The following is a 20,955-nucleotide window of genomic DNA, read 5'->3' on the forward strand; positions in this document are numbered from 1 at the left end:
CACTAATCGGCGGTGAAACGTGCCGGACGCTTCTCGCGGTGGGCGGCCAGACCTTCCCGCACGTCGGGCCCGCCGAAGCTCAGGAACTCCAGGCCAAGCGACGTTTCGAAGGCGGGCGCCGCCGACCGGTACCAGTGGTTGAGGCTGTGTTTGGTGAACCGGATGGCCGCTTGCGCGCCCTGTGCGAGCTCGTCGGCGATGCGGTTCGCGGTCTCGAGTACCTCGCCGTCGTCGACGCATAGCGAGACCAGCCCGATGCGCTCGGCTTCCTCACCAGACAGCGGCGCGCAGGTCAGCAGGTAGTACTTCGCCTTGGCCATACCCACCAGCAGCGGCCAGCAGATCGCGGCGTGATCGCCGGCGGCCACGCCCAACTTGGTGTGCCCGTCGATGATCTTGGCGTTGCGGCCGGCCACCGAGACGTCGGCCAGCAGTGCGACCACCAGGCCGGCGCCCACCGCCGCCCCGTGGATCGCCGAGATCACCGGCTTGTCCAGGTTGACCATGTTCAGCACCAGGTCGCGGGCCTCGCGCATGATGCGCAGCCGGCCCTCGTGCTCACCCATGGTCTCGTCGATCAGGTCGAAGCTGCCGCCCGAGGAGAACGCCTTGCCTTCGCCGCGGACCAGCACCGCGCGCACCTCGGGGTCACGCCCGATCGCCGGCCAGATGTCGGCGAGGTCGCGGTGCATCTGCGGGCCTACGGAGTTGAGCCCGGGGGAGTCGAGGATGACGTGCAGCACGCCGTGGTCGGCGCGTTCGATGCGCAGGCTGGGGAACTCGTCGTAGCTGACTGGCGGGTGGCTGACGGGCATCCGGGCTCCTGACGACTGGCTCGCGGGCATTACCGACGACGAGACTACGCACGGGTGGAGGCCCAGCCCGCAGAGAGCGCCGTACCCAGCGCGTTTCCGATCTGATGGCTACTCTCATTTAGTGCGATCGACGGTGAGATTGTCGCAGTACCGACGCGAGGTGCTGTGGACGAATTTCTGGCTGATACCGAGTATGGAGGTAGTGGCCGCGGTCGCTTTGTTCTGGGGAACTCTGCAAGTCGATCGGGCGGTCTACCATCACACGCTCACCCTGCCCGCCTGGGTCGAGGCGGGCAGCGCCGACACGGCTCGCGAGATTCTGTTGGCGGTCGCGGCGGCGATCATGACCGTGATCGGTATCAATTTCTCGGTCACCATCGTCACTCTCACGCTCGCATCCACCCAGTTCGGCCCACGGATGCTGCGCAACTTCATCCGCGATCGCGGTACGCAACTGACGCTTGGCACCTTCGTCGCGACAGCGGTGTATTGCGTGCTGGTGTTGTTGGCCATCGGTCCGGCGGAACACGGCGAGTTCGTGCCGCACTTCTCGGTTTCGATGGTGTTCGGGCTGGTGCTACTCGATCTGGCTGTGCTCATCTACTTTCTGCACCACATCGCGGTTGCGATCCAGCTTCCTTTCGTCATCGCCAACATTGCCGGCGACCTTGCGCGCTACCTCAAGGTCCGACGGCCAGACATACCGATGCGAAGGCGACCTGAACTGGATGACCTTCAAGAAGTCAGCGAGCTCGTCGCCACCGTCGCGTCGGCGGGATCGGTCGTGCCCACGCCGAAAGGTGGCTACCTACAAGCGATTCGCCACGACATGCTGGTCCAGATGGCGTCGGAGTTCGACGGGGTGATCCATGTGCCCTGCCGGCCCGGCAACTTCCTGGTCGAAGGCAGTGAGTTAGTCGGCGTGTGGCCGCCGCACGCGGCCGATCAAGTAACCCGCTGCTTGAAGCGCGCGCTGATCACCGGCCCGGTTCGGACGCTTGCTCAAGATCCCGCCTTCGCCATCGACCAGTTGGTCGAGATTGCCATCCGCGCACTGTCGCCGGCGGTCAACGACACTTACACAGCAATGACGTGCGTCGATTGGCTCGGCAACACGTTGTGCCAACTGTCCCGGGTGTGGACGCCGGATCAGGCCTACCGTGACAGCACCGGGCGCATCCGCGTCATCTGTGAGCAGGTGAGCTACGAAAATCTCATGCAGCGATCCTTCGACAAGATCCGCCAAGCCAGCAACGGTATGCCCGCGTTGTACATGCGCCAACTCGAGGCGCTCAAGGCGATCATGGATCAGACGACCGACCCCCGCCACGCCGACATCCTGATCGATCAGGCGAACATGATCCAGCGTGCGTGTGCCGAGACGGTACCCGAGCACGGTGACCGTGCGGCGGTCGAACTCCGGTACAACGCCGTCTCGGAGAGCTATGGCGCAAGAGCGCCAGTGTGCTGACCGCCGACCATCGCTCGGCGCTGCCGCCCCTCGGCCCGCCCGCCGCACCCGGCGGTCGGCCGGGCGTGGCAGCATTGATCCTGATGAGTGACCGTCGCACGCTCCCCGAATCTCCGTATCTGGCTGCGGCCGCGGGCCGCAAGCCCAACCGGGTGCCGGTGTGGTTCATGCGTCAGGCCGGCCGTTCGCTGCCGGAATACCGCGAGTTGCGCAAGCAGAACACCATGATGGAGGCCTGCTTCAACGCCGAGCTGATCACCGAGATTACGCTGCAGCCGATTCGCCGGCACGACGTCGATGCCGCAATCCTGTTCTCCGACATCGTCGTTCCGCTGCGCGGCGCCGGGGTCGACGTGGACATCGTCGCCGATGTGGGGCCGGTGATCGCGGCGCCGGTGCGCACGGCCGCCGACGTCGAGACACTGCAACCGCTCGATCCGGCCGGCGTGCAACCGGTCGCGGACGCGGTCTCGCTGCTGGTGCGCGAACTGGGCCAGGTGCCACTGATCGGCTTTGCCGGGGCGCCGTTCACGCTGGCGTCCTACCTGGTCGAGGGTGGTCCGAGTCGCAACCACGCCAAGACCAAGGCGATGATGCTGGCCGAGCCCGACATCTGGAATGCGCTGATGGAGAAGCTGACCGACCTGACGATCGGCTTCCTGCGGGTGCAACTCGATGCCGGGATCGACGCGATTCAGGTGTTCGACTCGTGGGCCGGGGTGTTGTCGCTGGCCGACTATCGCCGCCTGGTGCTGCCGCACAGTGCGCGGGTGTTCGCCGCGCTGGCCGATCACGGCGTTCCGATGACCCACTTCGGCGTCGGGACGGCTGAGTTGCTCGGCGCGATGTCATCGGCCGGCGCGACGGTGGTCGGTGTCGACTGGCGCACCTCGCTGATCGACGCCGCGGGTCGCGTCGAGGCCGGAAAAGCCTTGCAGGGCAACCTCGATCCCGCGGTCTTGCTGGCCGGCTGGCCGACGGTGGAGCGGGCCGCCCGCACGGTGGTCGACGATGGGCGACGTGCCGTCGACGCCGGTGCCGCCGGGCACGTCTTCAATCTCGGCCACGGCGTGCTGCCGGAGACCGACCCGGCCATCCTCACCGACCTGGTAGCGCTGATCCACTCCTTATGACACCGGCCCAGCATTCGTATTGCGTTGTCGGCGGGGGTATTTCAGGACTGACCGCCGCGTACCGGTTGCGTCAGAACGTCGGTGACGACGCGAGCATCACCCTGTTCGACCCGGCCGACCGGCTCGGCGGCGTGCTGCGTACCGAGCGCGTCGGCGGGGTTGCGGTCGACGTCGGTGCCGAGGCTTTCGTCGTGCGCCGGCCCGAAATGCCCGCGTTGCTGGCCGAATTGGGCCTGGCCAACGAGCAACTGGGCACCACCGGGGCACGGCCGCTCATCTACAGCCAGGACCGGCTGCACCCGCTGCCGACCGGCACTCTCAACGGCATCCCGTCGTCGGCGGAGTCGATGGCCGGTCTGGTCAACGACGCCACGCTGGCGCGGATCGCCGCCGAGCCGGACCAGCCACTGAATTGGCAACCGGGCGCCGATCCGGCCGTCGCCGACCTGCTCGTCGACCGGTTCGGCGAGCAGGTGGTGGCCCGATCGGTGGATCCCATGCTGAGCGGGGTCTACGCGGGGTCGGCGGCCACCATCGGCCTGCGCGCTGCGGCTCCGACGCTGGCCACCGGCCTGGACGCCGGCGCCAGCAGCGTGACCGACGCGGTTCGCCAGGCGCTGACCAGCGTGTCGTCCGGACCCATCTTCGGCGCGGTCGGCGGGGGATACACGGTCCTGGTCGAGGAGTTGGTGCGCCAGGGCCGGATCAATTGGGCGCGGGCCGCGATCGCCGGTGTCGAAGCCGACGGGCGGGGCTGGTCTCTGCGCGACGGCGCGGGCGCGCAATGGCACGCCGACGCTGTGATCTTCGCCGTCCCGGCCGCGCGGCTGGCCGGGTTGGTCGACGGCATCGCCCCGCAGACGGCGGCGGCCGCGCGCCGGATCGAGAGCGCGTCGTCGGCGGTGCTCGCGATGGCGGTGCCGCGCGGAATCGACTTCCCACAGAATTCGGGCGTCCTGGTGGCCAGCGGAGAACGGTTGCGCGCCAAGGCAATAACATTGTCGTCGCGCAAGTGGGGGCGACGGACCGACGTGGAGCTGTTGCGGCTGTCGTTCGGGCGCTTCGGCGACGATCTGGCGACCCACGCCTCCGACGACGAGCTGCTGGCGTGGGCGCTGGAAGACCTGGCCATGGTGTTCGGCCTGGCCGTCGAACCGGTCGACGTGCTTGTGCAGCGCTGGCCGGACGCGATGCCGCAATACGGTCCGGGTCATCGCGACCTGGTGGCCGAGTTGCGCGCCGGGCTGCCGCCGACGTTGCAGGTGGCCGGCAGTTACCTCGACGGGATCGGCGTGCCGGCCTGTGTCGGGGCGGCCGGCCGGGCCGCCGCTGCCGCGGTCCGGGCGGTCGAAACGCCCGTGGCACGATAGATCCCATGGCTCGCCTGGACTACGACGCTCTCAACTCGACCGTTCGTTACCTGATGTTCTCGGTGTTCTCGGTGCGGCCCGGCGAATTGGGGGACCAGCGCGACGGGATCGTCGACGAGACCGCCACCTTCTTCAAGCAGCGCGAAGAGGGCGGCGTGGTAGTCCGCGGTCTGTACGACGTGGCCGGCTTACGGGCCGACGCCGACTTCATGATCTGGACGCACGCCGAACACGTCGAGGCCCTGCAGACCACCTACTCCGACTTCCGTCGCACTACCACGCTGGGCCGGGCGTCGACGCCGGTGTGGAGCAGCGTCGCGCTGCACCGGCCGGCCGAGTTCAACAAGAGCCACGTTCCGGCGTTCCTGGCCGGCGAGGAGCCGGGCAACTACATCTGCGTCTACCCGTTCGTGCGGTCCTTGGAGTGGTACCTGCTGCCCGACGAGGAGCGTCGCCGCATGCTCGCCGAACACGGCATGGCCGCGCGCGAATACAAAGACGTCCGGGCCAACACCGTGCCGGCTTTCGCGCTCGGTGACTATGAGTGGTTGCTGGCGTTCGAAGCGCCAGAACTGCACCGGATCGTCGACCTGATGCGAGAACTGCGGGCCACCGACGCCCGGCGGCACACGCGCGAGGAAACGCCGTTCTACACCGGGCCGCGGGTTCCGGTCGAGCAACTGGTCAATTCGCTGCCCTGACTCGGCTGCAGAGGGAGACATATGACGGCCCAATTCGATCCGACCGATCCCGCCCGCTTCGAGGAGATGTACCGCGACGACCGGGTCGCACACGGCCTGCCTGCCGCAACGCCGTGGGACATCGGTGGACCGCAGCCGGTAGTACAGCAACTCGAAGCGCTCGGCGCTATCCGGGGCGAGGTGCTCGATCCCGGAACCGGGCCCGGCCATCACGCCATCTACTATGCCGCGCGGGGTTATTCGGCCACCGGCATCGACGGCTCGGAGACCGCGCTCGTGCGCGCCCGCGAGAATGCGGCCAAGGCCGGGGTGTCGGTGGATTTCCAGCTGGCCGATGCGACGAAGCTGGACGGGTTGGACAACCGCTTCGACACCGTCGTGGATTGCGCCTTCTACCACACCTTTTCGACCGAACCGGAGCTGCAGAGGTCCTATGCCCGTGCGTTGCACCGGGCGACAAAACCCGGGGCCCGGCTGTTCATGTTCGAGTTCGGTGTGGGCAATGTCAACGGATTCCACATGCCACGGTCGCTGTCGGAGAACGACTTCCGCGACGTCCTGCCCGACGCCGGTTGGGACATCACCTATCTGGGGCCGACGACCTACCAGATCAACATGAGCGCGCAGAACTTCGACGAGATGCTCCGGCGCGCTCCCGAACGCGCTGCGGAGATGGAGTCGGTCGCCGAGCGCTTCCGTGCCATCGAGCCGTGGCTGACCGACGGACGCGTGCATGCTCCGTTCTGGGAAGTGCACGCCACTCGCGTCGACTAGCCTTCCGGGTGCGCCACGGTCATCGTCATGTCGGCGCGAGTGGTGAACCCCAGGCCGCGATAAATACTGATGGCGCGGGTGTTTTCGTGCAGCACGTGCAGGAAAGCGCGGTGCCCCGTGCGCCGGATCGCGGTCTCGACGGTTGCCATCAGCAACCGCGACAGGCCCTGCCCGCGGTGATCCGGATGGGTGCAGACCGCGCTGATCTCGATCCAGCCGGGCAGGTGCATCCGGCGGCCCGCCATCGCGACCAGGCGGCCCTCGCGCCGCACCCCGAGGTAGCCGCCCAACTCGACGGTGGACGTCAGAAACGGTCCCGGCCTGGTCAGCTCGGCCAGCGCGATCATCTCGGCGGCATTGCGCTTATCAAGCGGGACAACGGTTTCCGTCGTATCACCGATGGTTAGGCCGTTGGCGGGAGCGATCATCTGGGCGAGCTCGAATACGGTGCCCGTCGCCCATCCGGTCGGCGTTTCGATCACCTCGGGGGCTTCGAGCGCGGCGCGCCCGCCGGGGCCGCACAGGTCGGCGAGTTCGCGCCATGCGTGGGGATCGGCCGTATCGCGCACAGCGCCGAAGGGAGCGACGTCGACGCGGTACCGGCAGGCGCGTCCCGGATGTTCGCCGGCCACCGCGAATCGGCGATGCGGTCCGGTGAGGGCGTGCCAGACGGGATCGTCGAGCAGCGCGGGATCACTCACGTCTGCTCGCGGGGACAGCGACGCTCAGGACGGAACCAGGCGCAGCGAGATCGAGTTGATGCAATAGCGCTGATCCGTCGGGGTGGGGTAGCCCTCGCCCTCGAACACGTGGCCCAGGTGGCTGTGGCAGTTGGCGCACAGCACCTCGACCCGGGTGGTGCCCATCGAGTGATCAGGACGCAGGATCACCGCGTCGGAGTCGGCCGGATCGAAGAACGACGGCCAGCCGCAGTGCGACTCGAATTTCTCGGTGCTGCGGAACAATTCTGCTCCGCAGGCGCGGCAGTTGTAGACGCCCTCGGTCTTGGTGTCGGTGTACTCACCGACGAAGGGGCGCTCGGTGCCGGCGCGGCGCAGCACGTCGAACTCCTGCGGGTTGAGCTTTTTGCGCCATTCGTCGTCGCTGAGCTGGACCCGAGGTTGGGAAGTGGTCATGCCTCCACGCTAACCCTGATTGCGCTGACCCGCCGCGCCCGGCTCCGCCGCGCTCGCGATCACCGCGCCGCGCGGTTGCTCAGTCGTCAGCCACGCCGGATCGATGCCCTCGTCGAGCCGCCCGTCGGCCTTGGCGTCCTGGTAGCGGAACAACAGCACACAGAACGTCACGATCAGCAACAGCGACCAGCCGTAGGTGATCTTGAGGTACTCCAGCGGCCGCCCGGCGAACATCCAGTTGAACAGCAGCCAGCGGTCCATCGTCAGGAACCCGTAGATGCCCAACCAGGCCGGCCAGTTGCGGATCACCGAATTACGCAGCACCACCGTCATCAAGAACGGGAACAGCATCATCGAGTAGTAGCCCTGCGCCAGGGCCAGCACCAGCCACGACCAGAGCAGGAGCACGCCCGACGAGGTGGTGAACCAGAACAACGGATCGCGGGTGCGGTAATAGCGGTACAGCAGCCACAGGCTGCCAATGGCCAACAGCGTGAACAGGATTCGCAGCAGATGGATCAGCCAGAACGGCAGCCCGAAATAGACGCCGTTGCCCTCGATCGAGCTGTTGAAGTAGTCGCGGACGCCCAGCATGTAGGGCACGGTGCGGGTGATGAAGTCGCCGGGATTGACGACCAGTTTCCACGCGGCCAGGTTGAAGACCAGCGGCACCAGGAAGGCCGGCACCAACGAGCGCCACTGCCGATTCAGCAGCGGCAGCAACAGCAGCGGGCCCAGCGCCGGCTTCACCACCAGCGTCAGGCCGATCGCGATGCCCGCCCACCACTGCCGACTGGTCCGGCCATCCAGCAGCCAATGCAGGAACAACACCTCGCACAACAGGATGACGCCGTTGATGTTGGTGAAAACCAGTGTGTTGGTAACGGATTCGGTGCAGAACATCGCCAGAAGCAATGCCGGCGCGGCCACCGAGCTGAGGCTGAACTTGAACATCTTCAGCAGTACGTACGCCGCGAGAACGATCGCGGCGCTGTTGATCGCGACGAACAGGTACCGCGATTCGGCGAACGGCAGATAGCCGAACGGCGCCATGATCAACGTGCCGCCGGGCGGGTACAGGTAGTGCGGGTCGACGTAGTCGAAATGTTCGTTGTAGATGTCCCAGCCGTGCCGGAAATTGAGGACGGCGCGGTAGACCGGCTTGAAGTCGTCGGTGATGTTGCCGTTCGTGGTCACCACGATGGTGCGATGGATGACCGCCAGGATGGCCACCGGCCACAGCGCCGCGCGCAGCACGTCGGCGGTGCTCGGCGCGGAGATGCGGGGAGCAAAGATGGCTCGCGTCACGAGCGAACCCTATACGGCCTGAAGAGTCAGGCAGGGCAATAGGTGTCGGTGGCCGGCAGGGTGCCGCTATTGAGGTAGCCGATCAGCGGCGGGACCGCGCACGACGAGTAGATGCTGGCGCCGTGGCCGATGCCCTGCCACATCACTCGCTTGCTGGCGGCCGTGGCGTTGATGATGGTGGCCGCCGTGGCCGAGACGCCCTCCGACCCGACGACGGGGTCGTCCTGCACGCCCATCAGCAACACGTTGACGGAGAGTTTCTTGGGCGGCTGCGGCGGCGTCGTGCTCGGCCAGGAGACGCACTTGACCAGGCTGAGTGCCCCGACGGTGCCGAACTGCGGGTAGAGCTTGGCCCAGGCGACCACCAGTTCGCGGATCCGGTCGGGGGTGGGCCTGTTGATGGCGTCGCTGCAGGTGTTGACGAACTGGCCGTCGGAGCCGGTGGTGCCGTCGGCCCGGTTGATGATGCCGGCCAGCAGATTGGTGTCGCCGCCGCGGGCGTTGGCCAGCGCGGTGGCCAACTCGTTGGTGGTGCCGATCCGATCGCCGGTGGGGTAGCCCAGTGACGTGGTGATGGCGGCGACGATCGAGGCGACGGAGGCGCCGGCGGGGCCCCGCCCGGAGCGGGCGGCGTCGAGCAGGTCGCCGACGGCGGCTTTCGGGTCCGGTCCCAGCGGGCAGTTGACGGCGGCGCACTGTTTGGTGAACGCGTCGAGTGCCGCTTGCTGGCCTTTGACCTTCTGTTCGGCTGCGGTCTCGGCGCCCACGCCTAGGGCGAGCGGGGAGTCCAGGACCAGCCGCGCGACCTTGTCCGGATGTGCGCTGGCGTACGACAGCGCCACCTGGGCGCCGTTGCCGATACCGATCAGCGCCAGCGCGGGCACGTCCCAAATGCTCCGCAGCCGCTCGATGTCGGTGGCGGAGTGGGTGTTGTCGTAGGCCGAGTCGCCCGGCGCGATGGTGTCGGTGCAACTGGTGGTGGAGGTCTGCACGATGTTGGCGAGGTTCGCGACGGGGTCGTTGCCGGACTCGAACTGCGCCTGGTCGTGAATCTCCTGACGATCGAACTGCTCCAGGCAGTCGACCGGGCTGGACGTGCCCATGCCGCGCCGGTCGACGGCGACGATGGGGTGGCTTTTCAGCACGTCAGCGCCCGAGCGGGCGAGCCACACGGGCAGTTGCAATGACGACGGTAGGTCCGACCCGGTCGTGAACACCAGCGGCCCGGCGTCGTCGGGGGTGTCGCTCGCGCGAGCCCGCACCACGCCGATGCTCAACGATCCGGCCGCGCCGTTCACCGGGTCGAGGTCAGCGTCGTAGGTCGCGCACTCCAGCTTGACGCCGGCGGGAGCGGGCGCGGCGGCCTGCGTGAATTCCTTGGATGTGCAGTCGTGCCAAGGCAATTCGTTCTTCGGCTTGGCGATCGGAGCCGGGCCGTTGGGGGTGGTCGTCTTCGTCGGTTTGCCCTGCGGCCGGGCGCCGGCGTTGGTGGCGAACCGGGGATTGGCGGCCAATCCGGGCGCGCAGCCGGCCACCACGGCGGTCACCACGAGCAGCGACGTGGCGAGTGCGGCGCGCCTGTTCATGCCGACCACAGTAGCGATTGGCGGATCGTCAGGCGTCGCTGCGCACGTAGCGCGTGTACAGGTAGCCGTCGTCGTCGGACAGGATGTGCGCGCGCCGCATCCCCGTCAGAACCTGCTCCGGGCCGGTGGCGATCCGCCCGGCGCTGCCACCGACCAGGGTCGGCGCGATGGTCAGGCACAGTTCGTCGAGCAGATTCCGCGCGACGAACGAGCTGAACAGCATCGGGCCGCCCTCGGTCAGCACCCGCCGTAGGCCGCGCTCGGCCAGCGCGCCCAGCACCGCGGCGGAGTCGACGCTCTCGGGGTCGCCGACCGAGCAGTCGACCACCTCGGCGAGATCGGCCAGGGTGCGACGGGTGTGGTCGAGCGCCACGGTGCAGGTGCACACCAGCGGCGCCACCTCGGTGCGGGTGAACACCGGCATGTCGCGCTCGAGACGACCGGAGCGGGAGACGATCGCCACCTGCGGCACCTCGCTCTGCCCCCGGGCCTGACGGTGTTGCCGCGCGGCGACATTGGGCCGCGCCCCGGCGTAGCCCTCGGTGCGCACGGTGCCGGCGCCGACCAGGATGACGTCGGCGGTCTCCCGGAGCGCGCCGAACACCGCGCGATCGCCGGGACCACCCAGCTGTCCGGACTTGCCGCCGAAGGTCGCGCCGCCGTCGAGGCTGGCGATGAAATTCGCGCGCAACCACACACCGTCGTGGTCGGCGGGGTAGCTGTACAGCTCGGCCAGCTCGCCGCCGTCGATGGCGCGTTCGGCGCCCAGCAGACGCATCTGCACCGCGCCGGAATCGTCAGCTGAATGGTCAGCCATGTGCTTGATTGCAACACGTCGATAGGGTGCGTGCATGCAGGGGGTTGCTCGTCTGGTCGACCGGCAGCCGACCGTCTCGCCGGAACGGCTGGTCGCGCAGCTGACCCCCCCGCCGACCTTCGCCGACGCGAGCTTCACGAGCTACCAGCCCGACCCGGCCCAGCCGAGCCAGTCGGCCGCCGTGCAGGCCTGCCGACAGTTCTGCGAGCGGACGATTGAACGGCGCGCCGGGCGCCGGAAGTTGCTCGGCCGGCGCGAGGTATTGCCGGGTGTGGGGCTCTATCTCGACGGCGGTTTCGGTGTCGGCAAGACGCATCTGCTGGCCGCTGCGTACCGCCAGGTTCCCGATGATGCAGTGCACGGCAAAGCATTTGCGACCTTCATGGAACTTACGCAGCTGGCCGGGGTATTCGGTTTCGTTGAATGCGTCGAGTTGCTCGGTAATTACACGCTGCTGTGCATCGACGAGTTCGAACTCGACGACCCGGGCAACACCACGCTGATCTCGCGGCTGCTCGCACAGCTCGTCGAGCGCGGGGTGTCGGTGGCCGCGACCTCCAACACGCTGCCCGAGCAGCTGGGCGAGGGCCGCTTCGCCGCCCAGGATTTCTTGCGCGAAATCACCACGCTGGCAGCCATTTTCGACGTCGTGCGGATCGAGGGACCGGACTACCGACATCGCGACCTGGCGCCGGCGCCGCGCCCGCCGTCCGACGACGAGGTGGCTGCCCACGCCGCGACGGTGGCGGGCGCGACGCTCGACGACTTCGACGCGCTCTGCGCCCATCTGGCCACCATGCACCCGTCGCGCTACCTGGCGCTGATCGACGGTGTCACGACCGTCTGCCTGACGGGTGTGCACTTGATCGAGGATCAGAACGTGGCACTGCGTCTGGTGGCGCTGACCGACCGGCTCTACGACGCCGGCATTCCGGTGCTGGCATCGGGGGAGAGGCTCGACCACGTATTCAGCCGGGAGATGCTTGCCGGTGGATTCCGCAAGAAGTACCTGCGGGCCACCTCGCGCCTGTTGGCGCTCAGCGCCGCCGTCACCGCGTGATCGGGCGCACCATCACGTAGTCGCTCTCGGTGTGGGCGCCAAGCCGAAAGCTTCTGTGACCACTGGCGGTAAATCCATGCTTGGTGTAAAAGCTTTGTGCGCGTTCGTTGTTCTGGTTGACTCCCAGCCAGACGCAGCGTCGGCCGCGCTCACTCGCAGCGGCGAGTGCGGCAGCCATCAATGCCGCCGCCGCGCCCGAACCATGCTGTGCCGGAAGCACATACATCTTGGACAGCTCGATGGCGGGCCGAAGCCGTACGGCCTGTTGCACTTCGGGGTCGTCGCTCACGCCGTCGACCAGCATGACGTAGCCGATGATGTCGCCGTCATTACCGGCGGTGAAGATCAGCCGCCGTGGGTCGGCCAGGTACTCACTGAAGCGCACGTCGGAGAGATTGGCGTCGATGAACGAGGCGATGTCTCCGAGTGCGACCGCGGGAGGGCAGGCCAATGGGAAGGTGCGCGCGGCGACGGCGGCGAGTTCGACGGCGTCGACGGAGTCCGTCGTGGCCAGACGAACTACAGGTTCCACTGCGCTAAGTGATACCCCGTCTTCTTGTCCAGCAAAACGACAGTGGAGACCGGATCGCGGTAGGCCTCCCAATAGACCCCGCCGCGAACGATGGCGCCGGCCGGCGCGTTCGTCAGCGCGGCGTCTAGTGCGTCGGGTGCGTCGGATGCGCGGGATTTGTACGCGTCACCGAACGGGGTCACGCCGTCGAAAGTGAAGTCGGTGACCATCTGGTACGGGTTGGGCACCCGCACCGCGTGGATCGCCACGTCGGCGCGCATCACCGCGCTGTTCGGGAAACTCTTGACCGGGACGCCCACGCGGTTGTAGCCGAAACCGGGGGGCGGGTCGACGGGCTGCACGCTGGTCACCGTGACGTCGGCGATCATCTTGCCGGTGTCGACGCGCAACGTGTCGCCGAGGTGGCCGATCGGTGCGTCGCCGGCGGACGCGCGGGGGACCGCGATGAATGTGGCCGCGATGACGGCAATCACGGCAACCAGGTAGCGGTGCATCTTTCCTCCTCAGCGGTCATCGCATGATGGCACACCGTGCCTCGCACGTTGCCGGGTTGTGCAACGCTCAGCGTTTCTTGCCGGCGGCCAGCGAGGCCAGCACGGCGGCCAGATCGGTCTCGACCCGGGTCTTGTCGACGCCCGCCTGGTGCAGCAGACCGCTGCCGTCTTCGAGTTCGAGCAACGCGAGCAGCAGATGCTCCGTGCCGATGTAGTTGTGCCCCAAGCGAAGTGCTTCCCGAAACGTCAGCTCGAGCGCTTTGCGGGCGGAGCCGCTGAACGGGATGAGGGCGGGCATTTTCGCGGCGGCGGGAGGCAAGGTGATCGACGTGCGCAGTGACTCGGGGTCGACGCGCTGCGCGCGCAGCAGCTTGGTGACCAGTGCCTCGGGGTCACTCAGTGCGCCGAGAATCAGGTGGTCAGGTGTGATTTCATCGTTGCCGGCCTCGTGAGCCGACTTCTGCGCGGCGATCACGGATTGGCGGGCGCGAGGTGTGAAGCGCTCGAAGCCGCCGTTCGGGTCGAGCGTCGTAGTCTCGGCGCGCAGCACGAAGCGCTTCTGGGCGGCCTGCTTGGTCACGCCCATGCTCTTGCCGATGTCGGTCCAGGAGGCGCCCGAGCGCCGGGCCTGGTCGACGAAATGGCCTATCAGGTGGTCGGCGACTTCGCCGAGATGTTCCGCCGCCAGCACCGCGTCGCTGAGTTGGTCGAGCACGTCGGTGTGCACGGTCTTGATCGTGTTGATCATCTCGTCGAGGCGGACGGGCTGAGGTTGCGCCATATCGTCAACATTAGGTTGACGCAGCAGCGACGTCAACTTGACGTTGACGCGGGTGGGTCAGGCTTTCGGATATCCGCGCCGCACCGTGCGGTCCAGGATGCCCAGTGACGCCCGCAGTGCGCCTTCGGAGATCACCGGGAAAATCTTTGCCTCGCGCCACTTTTCGTCGATGTTCGACCAGTCGTAAAAAGAGGTGACGCGGGTACCGTCGCCCTGTGCGTCGGGCTCCAGCCGATAGCCGTACACATGGCCGATCTGCGGCCGGATCTGGCCCAGCACCGTCCAGGCGATCAGCTGGTCCTGCTCGAAATCCTCGATGGTGACGGTGACGTCGTACCTGCCGAGCTCGGGAAAGTCGTTGAGTGCCTCACGGTCCATGTGCACGACGAAGCTGTCCCCGGCCGCTGCCACCGATGCGCCGTCGGCATCCTGCAGCATGCCGGAGGAGTCGATGGCGACGTGCCCTTGCGGATCGCAGAGGACGGCGAAGATGTCGGCGGGCGGGGCGGCGATCGTGCGCTGGACTTCGATTCTGTCGGCCATTTGTCCGATCTTGGCAGCACTGCGGAGTCGATGTGGCGCTTCGGTGATCGCGACAAAGACGTCGAGGTGCGCGACGATGGACCGATGACACATCTGACGGTGCGGGTGCTGGGGGTTGCCGCGCTGGGCCTGGTCGCGCTCGGGCCGGTCACCTCGGCGGGTGCGGACCCGGGTCTTGACGCGAGCTTCCTGGACGCCCTGACCAAGGCGGGCATCACGATCAAGAGCGAAACCGGCGCGATCAAGGCCGGGAAGTCCGCCTGCGGAATGATGGACCAGGGTCGCCCGGAAATCGATGTCGTCCAGCTCGTGACGAGGCAGAATCCGGGTCTGGATACGACCAGGGCGGCTCAGTTCACGGCAATCGCCGCCAGCGCGTACTGCCCGCAGCACCTCCGGCGTGCCGCCGACTCGCCGTCCCCTCCGTCGCCGATGCCGGCGGGCTGATGCGAAGTCTTCTGGCCGGGCTCGGCGTCGCAGTGGCGCTGAGTCTGGCGATCCCGGTGGGCGCCGACCCCGGTGTCGACGCCAGCTTTGTCGACGCGCTGACCAAGGCCGGCATCGGCTTCAACGACCCCAAGAATGCCGTCGAGGCGGCGAAGTCGGCGTGTGCGTTGATGGACGAGGGCAAGTCACAGTTCGACGTGGTTCAGCTTGTGATGCAACAGAATTCGCGAGTCACGACTGTCAACGCCGCCAAGTTCACTGCCATCGCGTCGAGCGCTTACTGCCCGCAATACCTGCAGCGGCTCAAAGACGGCGGCGGCCCGTCTCGGCAGCCGGACGGCGGAGTGGGAGCATCGGGCGGCGCGCAGCAGTAGCTCGACGGCCGGCGGGGGTTCGCGCAGGTGATGCGCCGCGTTCACAAGCTCCAGCGTCGAATGACATTGTCATGCAATGGCTTTGCGGTGAGCGTTTAGAAGTGCGTGACCGGGGTAGTACTGCGCAGTCGCTCAGAACGCACGCGATTTCCTCTATTCCTTCAGTATCGCGAGGTGATTGCGTGCCGATGACTCACATTCTCAAGAAGCAGACTGGCGATGTGTGGTACCTGACCACGCCGCAGGGCCAATTCGTCGACGCCGTGGTGGCGCCGAGTCAGGCCGAAGCCGCGCTCGCCGTCCAGCATCTGGTGCCGCGCGACGGCGCCTGGCAGGGCCGCCGCCACGGCCAGTACGCCTACCGGGCGCCGGGGCGGATCGAGGTCCGTCGCCGCGCGCAGCGCTTCTGAACGGCTAGATGTACTCGGCTAAGACGTTGTTGTCAGTCGGCTGATCGGGGGTTGGCCTCCGAGTGCTGTGTGGCGTCGTTGATTGTTGTAGTGGTCAAGCCAGGGGGCAAGGGCTGCGCTGCGGGCGTCATTGGTGGTGAAGATCTGGCGGTAGGCCCATTCGGTTTGCAGGGTTCGGTTGAAGCGCTCGACTTTGCCGTTCTGCCAAGGGCAATGCGGACGGATGAATTTGTGCGTGGCATTGAGCGAGGCGATCACGTCGGCCACGGCGGCTGATCGCCGGTAACTGAAGTGGTTGTCGGTGATGACGCGCTCGATGCTGGTGACGCCGTACGCCGCGAAATACGTGGCGGCCCGGGTGAGAAACGCCGCGCACGTTTGGCCTTTCTCGTCAGCAAGGATCTCGGAATACGCCAAACGGGAGTGGTCATCGACAGCTGAGTGCACGTAATCGAATCCGGTGCCGGCGACCTTGTGGGCGTAGGTATCTCCGGCAGCCCGGCCGTTGGCCTTCCATCCACCGCCGGCCGGGATGCGGCCAATCTTTTTGACGTCCATATGGATTAGCTCGCCAGGTCGTGCTCGTTCATAGCGGACCGCGGTGGTTTTCGATGCGCGGATTGGTGTGCCGGTGAGCGGATCACAGTCACGCAGATACGGCACCTGGTGGCGTCGCAGGATCGTACTGACGGTGCGCGGCGAGACTCCAAGCTCGGCCCCGATCCAGTCTTGGCCGCGGCGCTCGCGCAGACGCAGGGCGATCACCTGAGCTTCGATCTCGGGTGCCGTACGGCGCGGGCACCGCTGCGGCCGTGACGATCGATCCGCCAAACCCGCCGATCCGAGCTCGCGGAAACGCCGCACCCAGCGATGCGCGCACTGTCGTGAAACACCCAGTTCGGCCGCGACATGGGCAACCGGTCGTCGACCACCGATGATTCGATCGACGAGCAAAGCGCGGCCGTGAACGGTCAAACGGGCATTAGCGTGGGACACGAGGACCTCCGTGTGGTCGTGAAGACGTCAGATATCTCCACTAAGCCCGGAGGTCCTCCTCTCAATCAACAACCGTCACCAACGTGTCCGCCGAGTACAGCTAGAACCTGACCCAGACCCAATTCTGCGAGCCTTGGTCCCAGACCGGGTGTTGTTGCTGTGCCCACCAGGGTGGGGAAGGCGGCGGCGGAACATCGACCGGCGCGTAAGGCGGCGCGTACGCGGGCCGCACCACATACCAGTCGGGCGGAGCCGGTTGCGGATGACACTCACCGGTCCTGACGTTCCTTGCCCAATTTGGGTCGCAGCCCGCTGAGCTCACTGGCGAAGTCGCGAGTGCCGTGACGGTAAGCGGGATCGAGACCGTCGCGATGATCGTCATCGACCGGCAGAAAATCGTCGTCATCGCAGGCTTCCCTAGGAGATCCGGCGCCCTCGGTGGGCGTGGTCCAGCTTATGCAGAGATGCCTGCCGCGATGGCCGATTCGCCTGCTTTCCGTGAGCTCAGTCACCTTAGGTCCGAATCGGGCAGCCTTCGGGTAGTCCGGGCGTTGGTAGACGACAACGGCCACTAAACAAGAAGGTGACCTCGACACCAGCGAGGGTGACATGAGTCGCACGAATACCAACGGGCACGGCATGATTCGCACATCTCTTCTGGCCGGCGGGGCCGCTGTGATTGCAGCCCTGACACTCGCCGCCCCCGCCCAGGGTGCCGCAATTGATTCCCGCTACGACATCTGTGCCGCGCTGCGTGGCGGCACCGGTCTCGCCGCCATCGAAACCACCCTTGAATCCCGCGGATACAACGCGACCAACGCGGGAGTCCTGACCGGCAACACAATTCGTGAGCACTGCCCCGACCAGGCCTCGAACGCGATGGCTCAGGCGCAGATCGCCGGCTGAGTGCTACTTAGTGTGTGCGCGGGCGGCCGATTCTCGACCGCCCGCGCGACACATTCGCAGCCCGTTGTTACTGCCCGAACCACACGTTGATCAACGCGTCCCACAATTCCGGAATGGTGAGAGTCGGGATGTCGTGAATCGTCGTCAGCCCGTCGACGACCGAGGTGGCCGAACTGAGTTGGTCTTGTGTCAGTCCGAGATATGCCTCGTGAAGGCCCAGGCCGAGCAGGATCTCCTGCCACGTCGAGCCAATGGTGGTCGGCTGCGCCCAGACGTCGCCGTCGATGTTGTACACCTCGGTCGGGAACAGGTTGTCGGGGACGCCGGTTGGGTTGGCGCCGAGCATGATGAATCGCAAGGCGTCGGTGGGGATGTGGTCAGCAGAGAGTTCGCGTTCAGCCAGAGCGGCGATTGCGCTGCTCTGTGAATACGTGAAAATCGTCAGCGGGTCGCTGCAGAAGCCCGCCGCGTTGCAGCCCATGTCCCCAGCCTCGTACTGGGAGACGATCGCGTTGACGAGATCTTCTTGACCCTGCTGCACGCTCGGCAGGAAGCTGAAGGTCTCCGGCGTTGTCAACGCCACCAGCGACGCGTAGTTGCCTTCGTAGCCATTGGGATCGAGGTACAGGCTTGCCGCCTCGGTCATATAGGAGGCGGTCGGCGTCGGCATTCCGGTCGCACCGAGAATGAGTGCGTTGGTTGACCCCTCCAGGAAATCGGTGTCGGACGGCCCTGGCACCGAAACGCTGCTAGAGACGCCGGCGCTCGGACCGAGCAGCCAGTCGATGACACTGGACGCTGTGGCCCAGAAGTCGCTGTTGGAATCGGCATTGGCCGGACTGGCAAAGGCTATGGCGGCGCCGCACAATGCGGCACCGAGAATGGTTTTTTTCATTGATTCCCCCTTGATGTGATGATCAGAGCTGTAGTTGTCGAGCCCTAAGGTTCGGCTGGCAACTGCGCTGTCTTCCCCCGGTGGCTGGGATGAGAATCTCTCAGCCGCGATTAAGGTAGCGCTCAAAGTTTGTCCGAGATATGGGAATTCAATGAAACTTATATGCCTTTTTTGAGCCGTTATTGAGACCGCGAGAAGGATTTCGGCCGCTTGCGCGCACCCTTATCGCCGCTTGTGGGTGAACGGATATCCGGCGACGCGTTGCAGAGACACGACGCTGCACTCACGGTTTTATTGATTGCGCCCGGAACGAGGTCCAATCGTCGGTCGGCGAAACCCTGGCGGCCAGGGGCCGCGCTGCGCATCCTGCAACTCGATGCCGGTCGGCCCCGGCATGTCGTGGATCGTTCGTCAGGCCATTGGCACAGAATCCGCGCTCTAGCTGGCCCCCGCGCCGAAGGCGCCGATCAGCGCGTCCCAGAATGCCGTTCCGGTAAGCGTTGGAAGCTCGTGAAGGATCGTCATTCCATCGGTGACGGTAGAGGCCGAAGCAATTTCGGACGGAGTCAGCCCCAGGTAAACCTCGTGCAAGACCATTCCCGTGAGCAGGTCCTGCCAGCTTGTGCCCAGTGAGCCGGGTTGGGCCCAGGTATCGCCGTTGATGTCGTAGATCATCGTCGGGAAGAGGTCATTCGGAGCGCCGAGCGGGTTGGCCCCGAGCATCACGAACCGGAGCGCGTCGTCGGGGATTTTGTCGGCAGAAAGTTGCTGCTCCGCAAGAGACGCGATCAGGCTGCTCTGCGAGTAGGTGAAAATTGTCAGCGGATCGCTGCAGATGCCGGCGGCGTTACAGCCCATGTCACCTGCGTTGTAGTCGGCGACAATGGTATTGATCAGGATCTGCTCACCTTGGGACACGCTCGAATCGAAGCTGAAGGTTTCCGGGGTGGTCAGCGCCAACGCCGAATCGAAATTTCCGTCGTACCCGTTGGGCTCGAGATAGAGGTTCAATGCGTCGCTGACATAGTTGGCGCTCGGTGTCGATACGCCGGTGGCACCGAGGACCAGTGCGTGGGTCGAACCCGACAGGAATTCGGCACCGTCGCCGCCGCCAACCGGATCTGGCAGCGATCCGTTACCTGGATTGAAAAGATTTTCGAGACCAATCAGAGCCGTCAACCAGTTGTTGGTACTACTCGCAGCAGCCATCTCGGCGAACCAGTTGTCAATGGCGGTCAAACCGGACAACCAATCGTTGCTGCTGTCGGCTTTCGCGGTGCCGGAAAAAGCAATGGCAACGCCGCAAAGCGCGGCGGCCAAAATCGTCTTTTTCATCCGTTTCCCCCTGTTGTGAAGTCGCATGTGACGAGAGCAGAGGGTTTGCCCAGCGGATGCCGCTGTTGTCCGAACAAGTCCCCCAAGTTAAGACAGGCATTCTCAGGCGTCGCCTAGTTATATAGCGTGTGGACACTTTTCGCATGTGCAACTCAAATAAACTTCCGGGCTTATTTTTAACCATATTCGATGCCAAAAGAACCATTTAGGGGGCTGTAACGGGGAATTTCCCTGTTTGCAGATCCGCCAAGTCTGACCCGCCGGAGCGGTACTCCCGCGAGTCAGACTTCTTCTCATGGAGCCTGCGCGTGCCATCGGTCTCCACCACACAAGTGCGCGCCGCGCACAGGGCGAAATCCCAAATATCTGCCGAGCAATCGATCGCGGCGAAACTCCGCTCCGAAGTCAGACGAGCCGTCAAGGTCCGTGACCATAGGACGCCGCGGGCGCAGAAATAAGAAAAGCCCGGGATTACCGGGCCTCGTCTTGCGAAAAGCTTGGTGCGCGATACTGGGATTGAACCAGTGACCTCTTCCGTGTCAGGGAAGCGCTCTCCCGCTGAGCTAATCGCGCCGGGGAAAATACATCTGGAGGTGGAGACGGGAATCGAACCCGTGTGCACGGCTTTGCAGGCCGTTGCCTCACCACTCGGCCACTCCACCGCTGGATTGATGCCTTTGCACCTTCGAGCGGATGACGGGATTCGAACCCGCGACCCTCACCTTGGCAAGGTGATGCGCTACCAACTGCGCTACATCCGCACGCCACGGACGAGATCGTCGCCCGGTGCGAAGCACGACGATAGTCCACCTGAGCGGGACCGCACAAATTCCTCAGTGGCGATGGGCGCGCCGCGATTTGACCGCGTGCTGCGCGTTCTGCCCGGGCGCAGTCTCGTGTTAACCTCTGACGTCGTTCGCCTCTCGGCACCCGGTCTCGTAGCTCAGTGGAAGAGCGCCCGCCTCACACGCGGGAGGTCGCTGGTTCGAACCCAGCCGGGACCACTCCACCCTCCCACCGCATTAATTGAGACGATGTCGGCGGGGGATGCGTTACCAGCGCCGTCAGCAG

The 20,955-nt window shown here is 65.9% G+C and carries 23 protein-coding genes and 4 tRNA genes; 11 read left to right on the top strand and 16 right to left on the bottom strand.

The genetic code is table 11. The features are described from left to right. Positions 1–2: 2 nt before the first annotated feature. Positions 3–815, bottom strand: a complete 813-nt coding sequence (locus PT015_RS02830; RefSeq protein ID WP_285188653.1) for an enoyl-CoA hydratase/isomerase family protein — start codon at positions 813–815, stop codon at positions 3–5. A 121-nt stretch (positions 816–936) separates the two neighbouring features. Between PT015_RS02830 and PT015_RS02835 the strand changes: the two genes are divergently transcribed. The 5 genes from PT015_RS02835 to PT015_RS02855 all read left to right on the top strand — a co-directional run bounded on the left by PT015_RS02835 (position 937) and on the right by PT015_RS02855 (position 6,264). After that, a complete protein-coding gene (locus PT015_RS02835) occupies positions 937–2,286 on the top strand; it encodes a DUF2254 domain-containing protein (RefSeq protein ID WP_285188654.1) in 1,350 nt (449 codons plus the stop codon). Positions 2,287–2,369: 83 nt separating this feature from the next. Then, on the top strand, positions 2,370–3,419 hold the full coding sequence (gene hemE / locus PT015_RS02840) for a uroporphyrinogen decarboxylase (protein ID WP_285190895.1): 1,050 nt from the start codon (positions 2,370–2,372) through the stop codon (positions 3,417–3,419). Then, positions 3,416–4,789: a protoporphyrinogen oxidase gene (locus PT015_RS02845; RefSeq protein ID WP_285188655.1), complete on the top strand. Its 1,374-nt coding sequence runs from the start codon at positions 3,416–3,418 to the stop codon at positions 4,787–4,789. The genes hemE and PT015_RS02845 overlap by 4 nt, the downstream gene beginning before the upstream one ends. A 5-nt stretch (positions 4,790–4,794) precedes the next feature. Next, a complete protein-coding gene (hemQ, locus tag PT015_RS02850) occupies positions 4,795–5,490 on the top strand; it encodes a hydrogen peroxide-dependent heme synthase (protein ID WP_285188656.1) in 696 nt (231 codons plus the stop codon). A gap of 21 nt (positions 5,491–5,511) precedes the next feature. Then, complete coding sequence (locus PT015_RS02855) at positions 5,512–6,264, top strand: class I SAM-dependent methyltransferase (RefSeq protein WP_285188658.1); 753 nt, start codon at positions 5,512–5,514, stop codon at positions 6,262–6,264. Here PT015_RS02855 and PT015_RS02860 read toward each other — a convergent pair. Genes PT015_RS02860 through PT015_RS02880 form a run of 5 tightly spaced genes read right to left on the bottom strand, consistent with a single transcriptional unit; the run spans position 6,261 to position 11,111 of the window. Then, entirely contained in the window at positions 6,261–6,965 is a 705-nt protein-coding gene (locus tag PT015_RS02860) for a GNAT family N-acetyltransferase (protein WP_285188661.1), read from the bottom strand. The two genes, PT015_RS02855 and PT015_RS02860, sit on opposite strands and share 4 nt — an antisense overlap. A 24-nt stretch (positions 6,966–6,989) precedes the next feature. Then, positions 6,990–7,400, bottom strand: coding sequence for a peptide-methionine (R)-S-oxide reductase MsrB (msrB, locus tag PT015_RS02865; RefSeq protein ID WP_285188663.1), 411 nt, complete (start codon positions 7,398–7,400; stop codon positions 6,990–6,992). Positions 7,401–7,409: 9 nt separating this feature from the next. Continuing rightward, positions 7,410–8,708 (bottom strand): arabinofuranan 3-O-arabinosyltransferase, encoded by a 1,299-nt coding sequence (gene aftC / locus PT015_RS02870; RefSeq protein ID WP_285188665.1) that lies wholly within the window; start codon positions 8,706–8,708, stop codon positions 7,410–7,412. A 26-nt stretch (positions 8,709–8,734) separates the two neighbouring features. Beyond that, on the bottom strand, positions 8,735–10,303 hold the full coding sequence (locus PT015_RS02875) for an alpha/beta fold hydrolase (RefSeq protein WP_390887920.1): 1,569 nt from the start codon (positions 10,301–10,303) through the stop codon (positions 8,735–8,737). A gap of 19 nt (positions 10,304–10,322) precedes the next feature. Then, positions 10,323–11,111 carry a pyrimidine reductase family protein gene (locus PT015_RS02880; protein WP_285188668.1) on the bottom strand — a complete coding sequence of 263 codons (789 nt, stop codon included), beginning with the start codon at positions 11,109–11,111 and terminating at the stop codon, positions 10,323–10,325. 34 nt (positions 11,112–11,145) lie between these two features. On the opposite strand from PT015_RS02880, the gene zapE reads away from it, so the two are divergent. Then, positions 11,146–12,171: a cell division protein ZapE gene (gene zapE, locus PT015_RS02885; protein WP_285188669.1), complete on the top strand. Its 1,026-nt coding sequence runs from the start codon at positions 11,146–11,148 to the stop codon at positions 12,169–12,171. Here zapE and PT015_RS02890 read toward each other — a convergent pair. The 4 genes from PT015_RS02890 to PT015_RS02905 all read right to left on the bottom strand — a co-directional run bounded on the left by PT015_RS02890 (position 12,161) and on the right by PT015_RS02905 (position 14,521). Next, positions 12,161–12,703 (bottom strand): GNAT family N-acetyltransferase, encoded by a 543-nt coding sequence (locus PT015_RS02890; protein WP_285188671.1) that lies wholly within the window; start codon positions 12,701–12,703, stop codon positions 12,161–12,163. The genes zapE and PT015_RS02890 overlap by 11 nt on opposite strands. Further along, entirely contained in the window at positions 12,691–13,197 is a 507-nt protein-coding gene (locus PT015_RS02895) for a hypothetical protein (protein ID WP_285188672.1), read from the bottom strand. Before PT015_RS02895 ends, PT015_RS02890 begins: the two co-directional genes overlap by 13 nt. Before the next feature lie 67 nt (positions 13,198–13,264). After that, a complete protein-coding gene (locus tag PT015_RS02900) occupies positions 13,265–13,978 on the bottom strand; it encodes a Clp protease N-terminal domain-containing protein (RefSeq protein ID WP_285188675.1) in 714 nt (237 codons plus the stop codon). A gap of 57 nt (positions 13,979–14,035) precedes the next feature. After that, positions 14,036–14,521 (bottom strand): SRPBCC family protein, encoded by a 486-nt coding sequence (locus PT015_RS02905; protein ID WP_285188677.1) that lies wholly within the window; start codon positions 14,519–14,521, stop codon positions 14,036–14,038. Between PT015_RS02905 and PT015_RS02910 the strand changes: the two genes are divergently transcribed. From PT015_RS02910 to PT015_RS02920, 3 genes are all read left to right on the top strand, one after another. Further along, positions 14,522–14,968 carry a DUF732 domain-containing protein gene (locus tag PT015_RS02910; RefSeq protein WP_285188679.1) on the top strand — a complete coding sequence of 149 codons (447 nt, stop codon included), beginning with the start codon at positions 14,522–14,524 and terminating at the stop codon, positions 14,966–14,968. It abuts the gene before it with no gap. Then, entirely contained in the window at positions 14,968–15,342 is a 375-nt protein-coding gene (locus tag PT015_RS02915; RefSeq protein ID WP_285188680.1) for a DUF732 domain-containing protein, read from the top strand. The genes PT015_RS02910 and PT015_RS02915 overlap by 1 nt, the downstream gene beginning before the upstream one ends. 182 nt (positions 15,343–15,524) lie before the next feature. Further along, positions 15,525–15,752: a hypothetical protein gene (locus tag PT015_RS02920; protein ID WP_285188681.1), complete on the top strand. Its 228-nt coding sequence runs from the start codon at positions 15,525–15,527 to the stop codon at positions 15,750–15,752. An 18-nt stretch (positions 15,753–15,770) separates the two neighbouring features. Here the strand turns inward: PT015_RS02920 and PT015_RS02925 are convergent, their stop codons facing one another. Then, positions 15,771–16,748 (bottom strand): IS481 family transposase, encoded by a 978-nt coding sequence (locus tag PT015_RS02925; RefSeq protein WP_285187520.1) that lies wholly within the window; start codon positions 16,746–16,748, stop codon positions 15,771–15,773. A 609-nt stretch (positions 16,749–17,357) separates the two neighbouring features. On the opposite strand from PT015_RS02925, the gene PT015_RS02930 reads away from it, so the two are divergent. Continuing rightward, on the top strand, positions 17,358–17,654 hold the full coding sequence (locus tag PT015_RS02930) for a hypothetical protein (RefSeq protein ID WP_285188683.1): 297 nt from the start codon (positions 17,358–17,360) through the stop codon (positions 17,652–17,654). 67 nt (positions 17,655–17,721) lie between these two features. Here PT015_RS02930 and PT015_RS02935 read toward each other — a convergent pair whose 3' ends face one another. The 5 genes from PT015_RS02935 to PT015_RS02955 all read right to left on the bottom strand — a co-directional run bounded on the left by PT015_RS02935 (position 17,722) and on the right by PT015_RS02955 (position 20,645). Beyond that, positions 17,722–18,549, bottom strand: coding sequence for a PE-PPE domain-containing protein (locus PT015_RS02935; protein ID WP_285188684.1), 828 nt, complete (start codon positions 18,547–18,549; stop codon positions 17,722–17,724). A gap of 438 nt (positions 18,550–18,987) precedes the next feature. Further along, the gene (locus PT015_RS02940; protein ID WP_285188686.1) at positions 18,988–19,884 is read right to left on the bottom strand and encodes a PE-PPE domain-containing protein; all 897 of its coding nucleotides are present in this window, start codon (positions 19,882–19,884) and stop codon (positions 18,988–18,990) included. Positions 19,885–20,382: 498 nt separating this feature from the next. Further along, positions 20,383–20,457: transfer RNA gene (locus tag PT015_RS02945), tRNA-Val, on the bottom strand. A 15-nt stretch (positions 20,458–20,472) separates the two neighbouring features. Beyond that, positions 20,473–20,546 (bottom strand) — tRNA-Cys (locus PT015_RS02950). Between the two features lie 26 nt (positions 20,547–20,572). Continuing rightward, positions 20,573–20,645 (bottom strand) — tRNA-Gly (locus PT015_RS02955). Positions 20,646–20,816: 171 nt separating this feature from the next. Here PT015_RS02955 and PT015_RS02960 point away from each other — a divergent pair. Then, positions 20,817–20,888 (top strand) — tRNA-Val (locus tag PT015_RS02960). Positions 20,889–20,955: the final 67 nt, after the last annotated feature.

It is taken from the genome of Candidatus Mycobacterium wuenschmannii (assembly GCF_030252325.1).
In the GTDB taxonomy this organism is placed as follows: Bacteria; Actinomycetota; Actinomycetes; order Mycobacteriales; family Mycobacteriaceae; genus Mycobacterium; species Mycobacterium wuenschmannii.

Coding starts and splice junctions, on each gene's coding strand:
- PT015_RS02905 (WP_285188677.1), bottom strand. CDS start 14,521: ATGGCCGACAGAATCGAAGTCCAGCGCACGATCGCCGCCCCGCCCGCC.
- PT015_RS02930 (WP_285188683.1), top strand. CDS start 17,358: ATGAGTCGCACGAATACCAACGGGCACGGCATGATTCGCACATCTCTT.
- zapE (WP_285188669.1), top strand. CDS start 11,146: ATGCAGGGGGTTGCTCGTCTGGTCGACCGGCAGCCGACCGTCTCGCCG.
- PT015_RS02940 (WP_285188686.1), bottom strand. CDS start 19,884: ATGAAAAAGACGATTTTGGCCGCCGCGCTTTGCGGCGTTGCCATTGCT.
- PT015_RS02915 (WP_285188680.1), top strand. CDS start 14,968: ATGCGAAGTCTTCTGGCCGGGCTCGGCGTCGCAGTGGCGCTGAGTCTG.
- PT015_RS02895 (WP_285188672.1), bottom strand. CDS start 13,197: ATGCACCGCTACCTGGTTGCCGTGATTGCCGTCATCGCGGCCACATTC.
- msrB (WP_285188663.1), bottom strand. CDS start 7,400: ATGACCACTTCCCAACCTCGGGTCCAGCTCAGCGACGACGAATGGCGC.
- PT015_RS02845 (WP_285188655.1), top strand. CDS start 3,416: ATGACACCGGCCCAGCATTCGTATTGCGTTGTCGGCGGGGGTATTTCA.
- hemE (WP_285190895.1), top strand. CDS start 2,370: ATGAGTGACCGTCGCACGCTCCCCGAATCTCCGTATCTGGCTGCGGCC.
- PT015_RS02935 (WP_285188684.1), bottom strand. CDS start 18,549: ATGAAAAAAACCATTCTCGGTGCCGCATTGTGCGGCGCCGCCATAGCC.
- PT015_RS02830 (WP_285188653.1), bottom strand. CDS start 815: ATGCCCGTCAGCCACCCGCCAGTCAGCTACGACGAGTTCCCCAGCCTG.
- PT015_RS02880 (WP_285188668.1), bottom strand. CDS start 11,111: ATGGCTGACCATTCAGCTGACGATTCCGGCGCGGTGCAGATGCGTCTG.
- PT015_RS02855 (WP_285188658.1), top strand. CDS start 5,512: ATGACGGCCCAATTCGATCCGACCGATCCCGCCCGCTTCGAGGAGATG.
- hemQ (WP_285188656.1), top strand. CDS start 4,795: ATGGCTCGCCTGGACTACGACGCTCTCAACTCGACCGTTCGTTACCTG.
- PT015_RS02900 (WP_285188675.1), bottom strand. CDS start 13,978: ATGGCGCAACCTCAGCCCGTCCGCCTCGACGAGATGATCAACACGATC.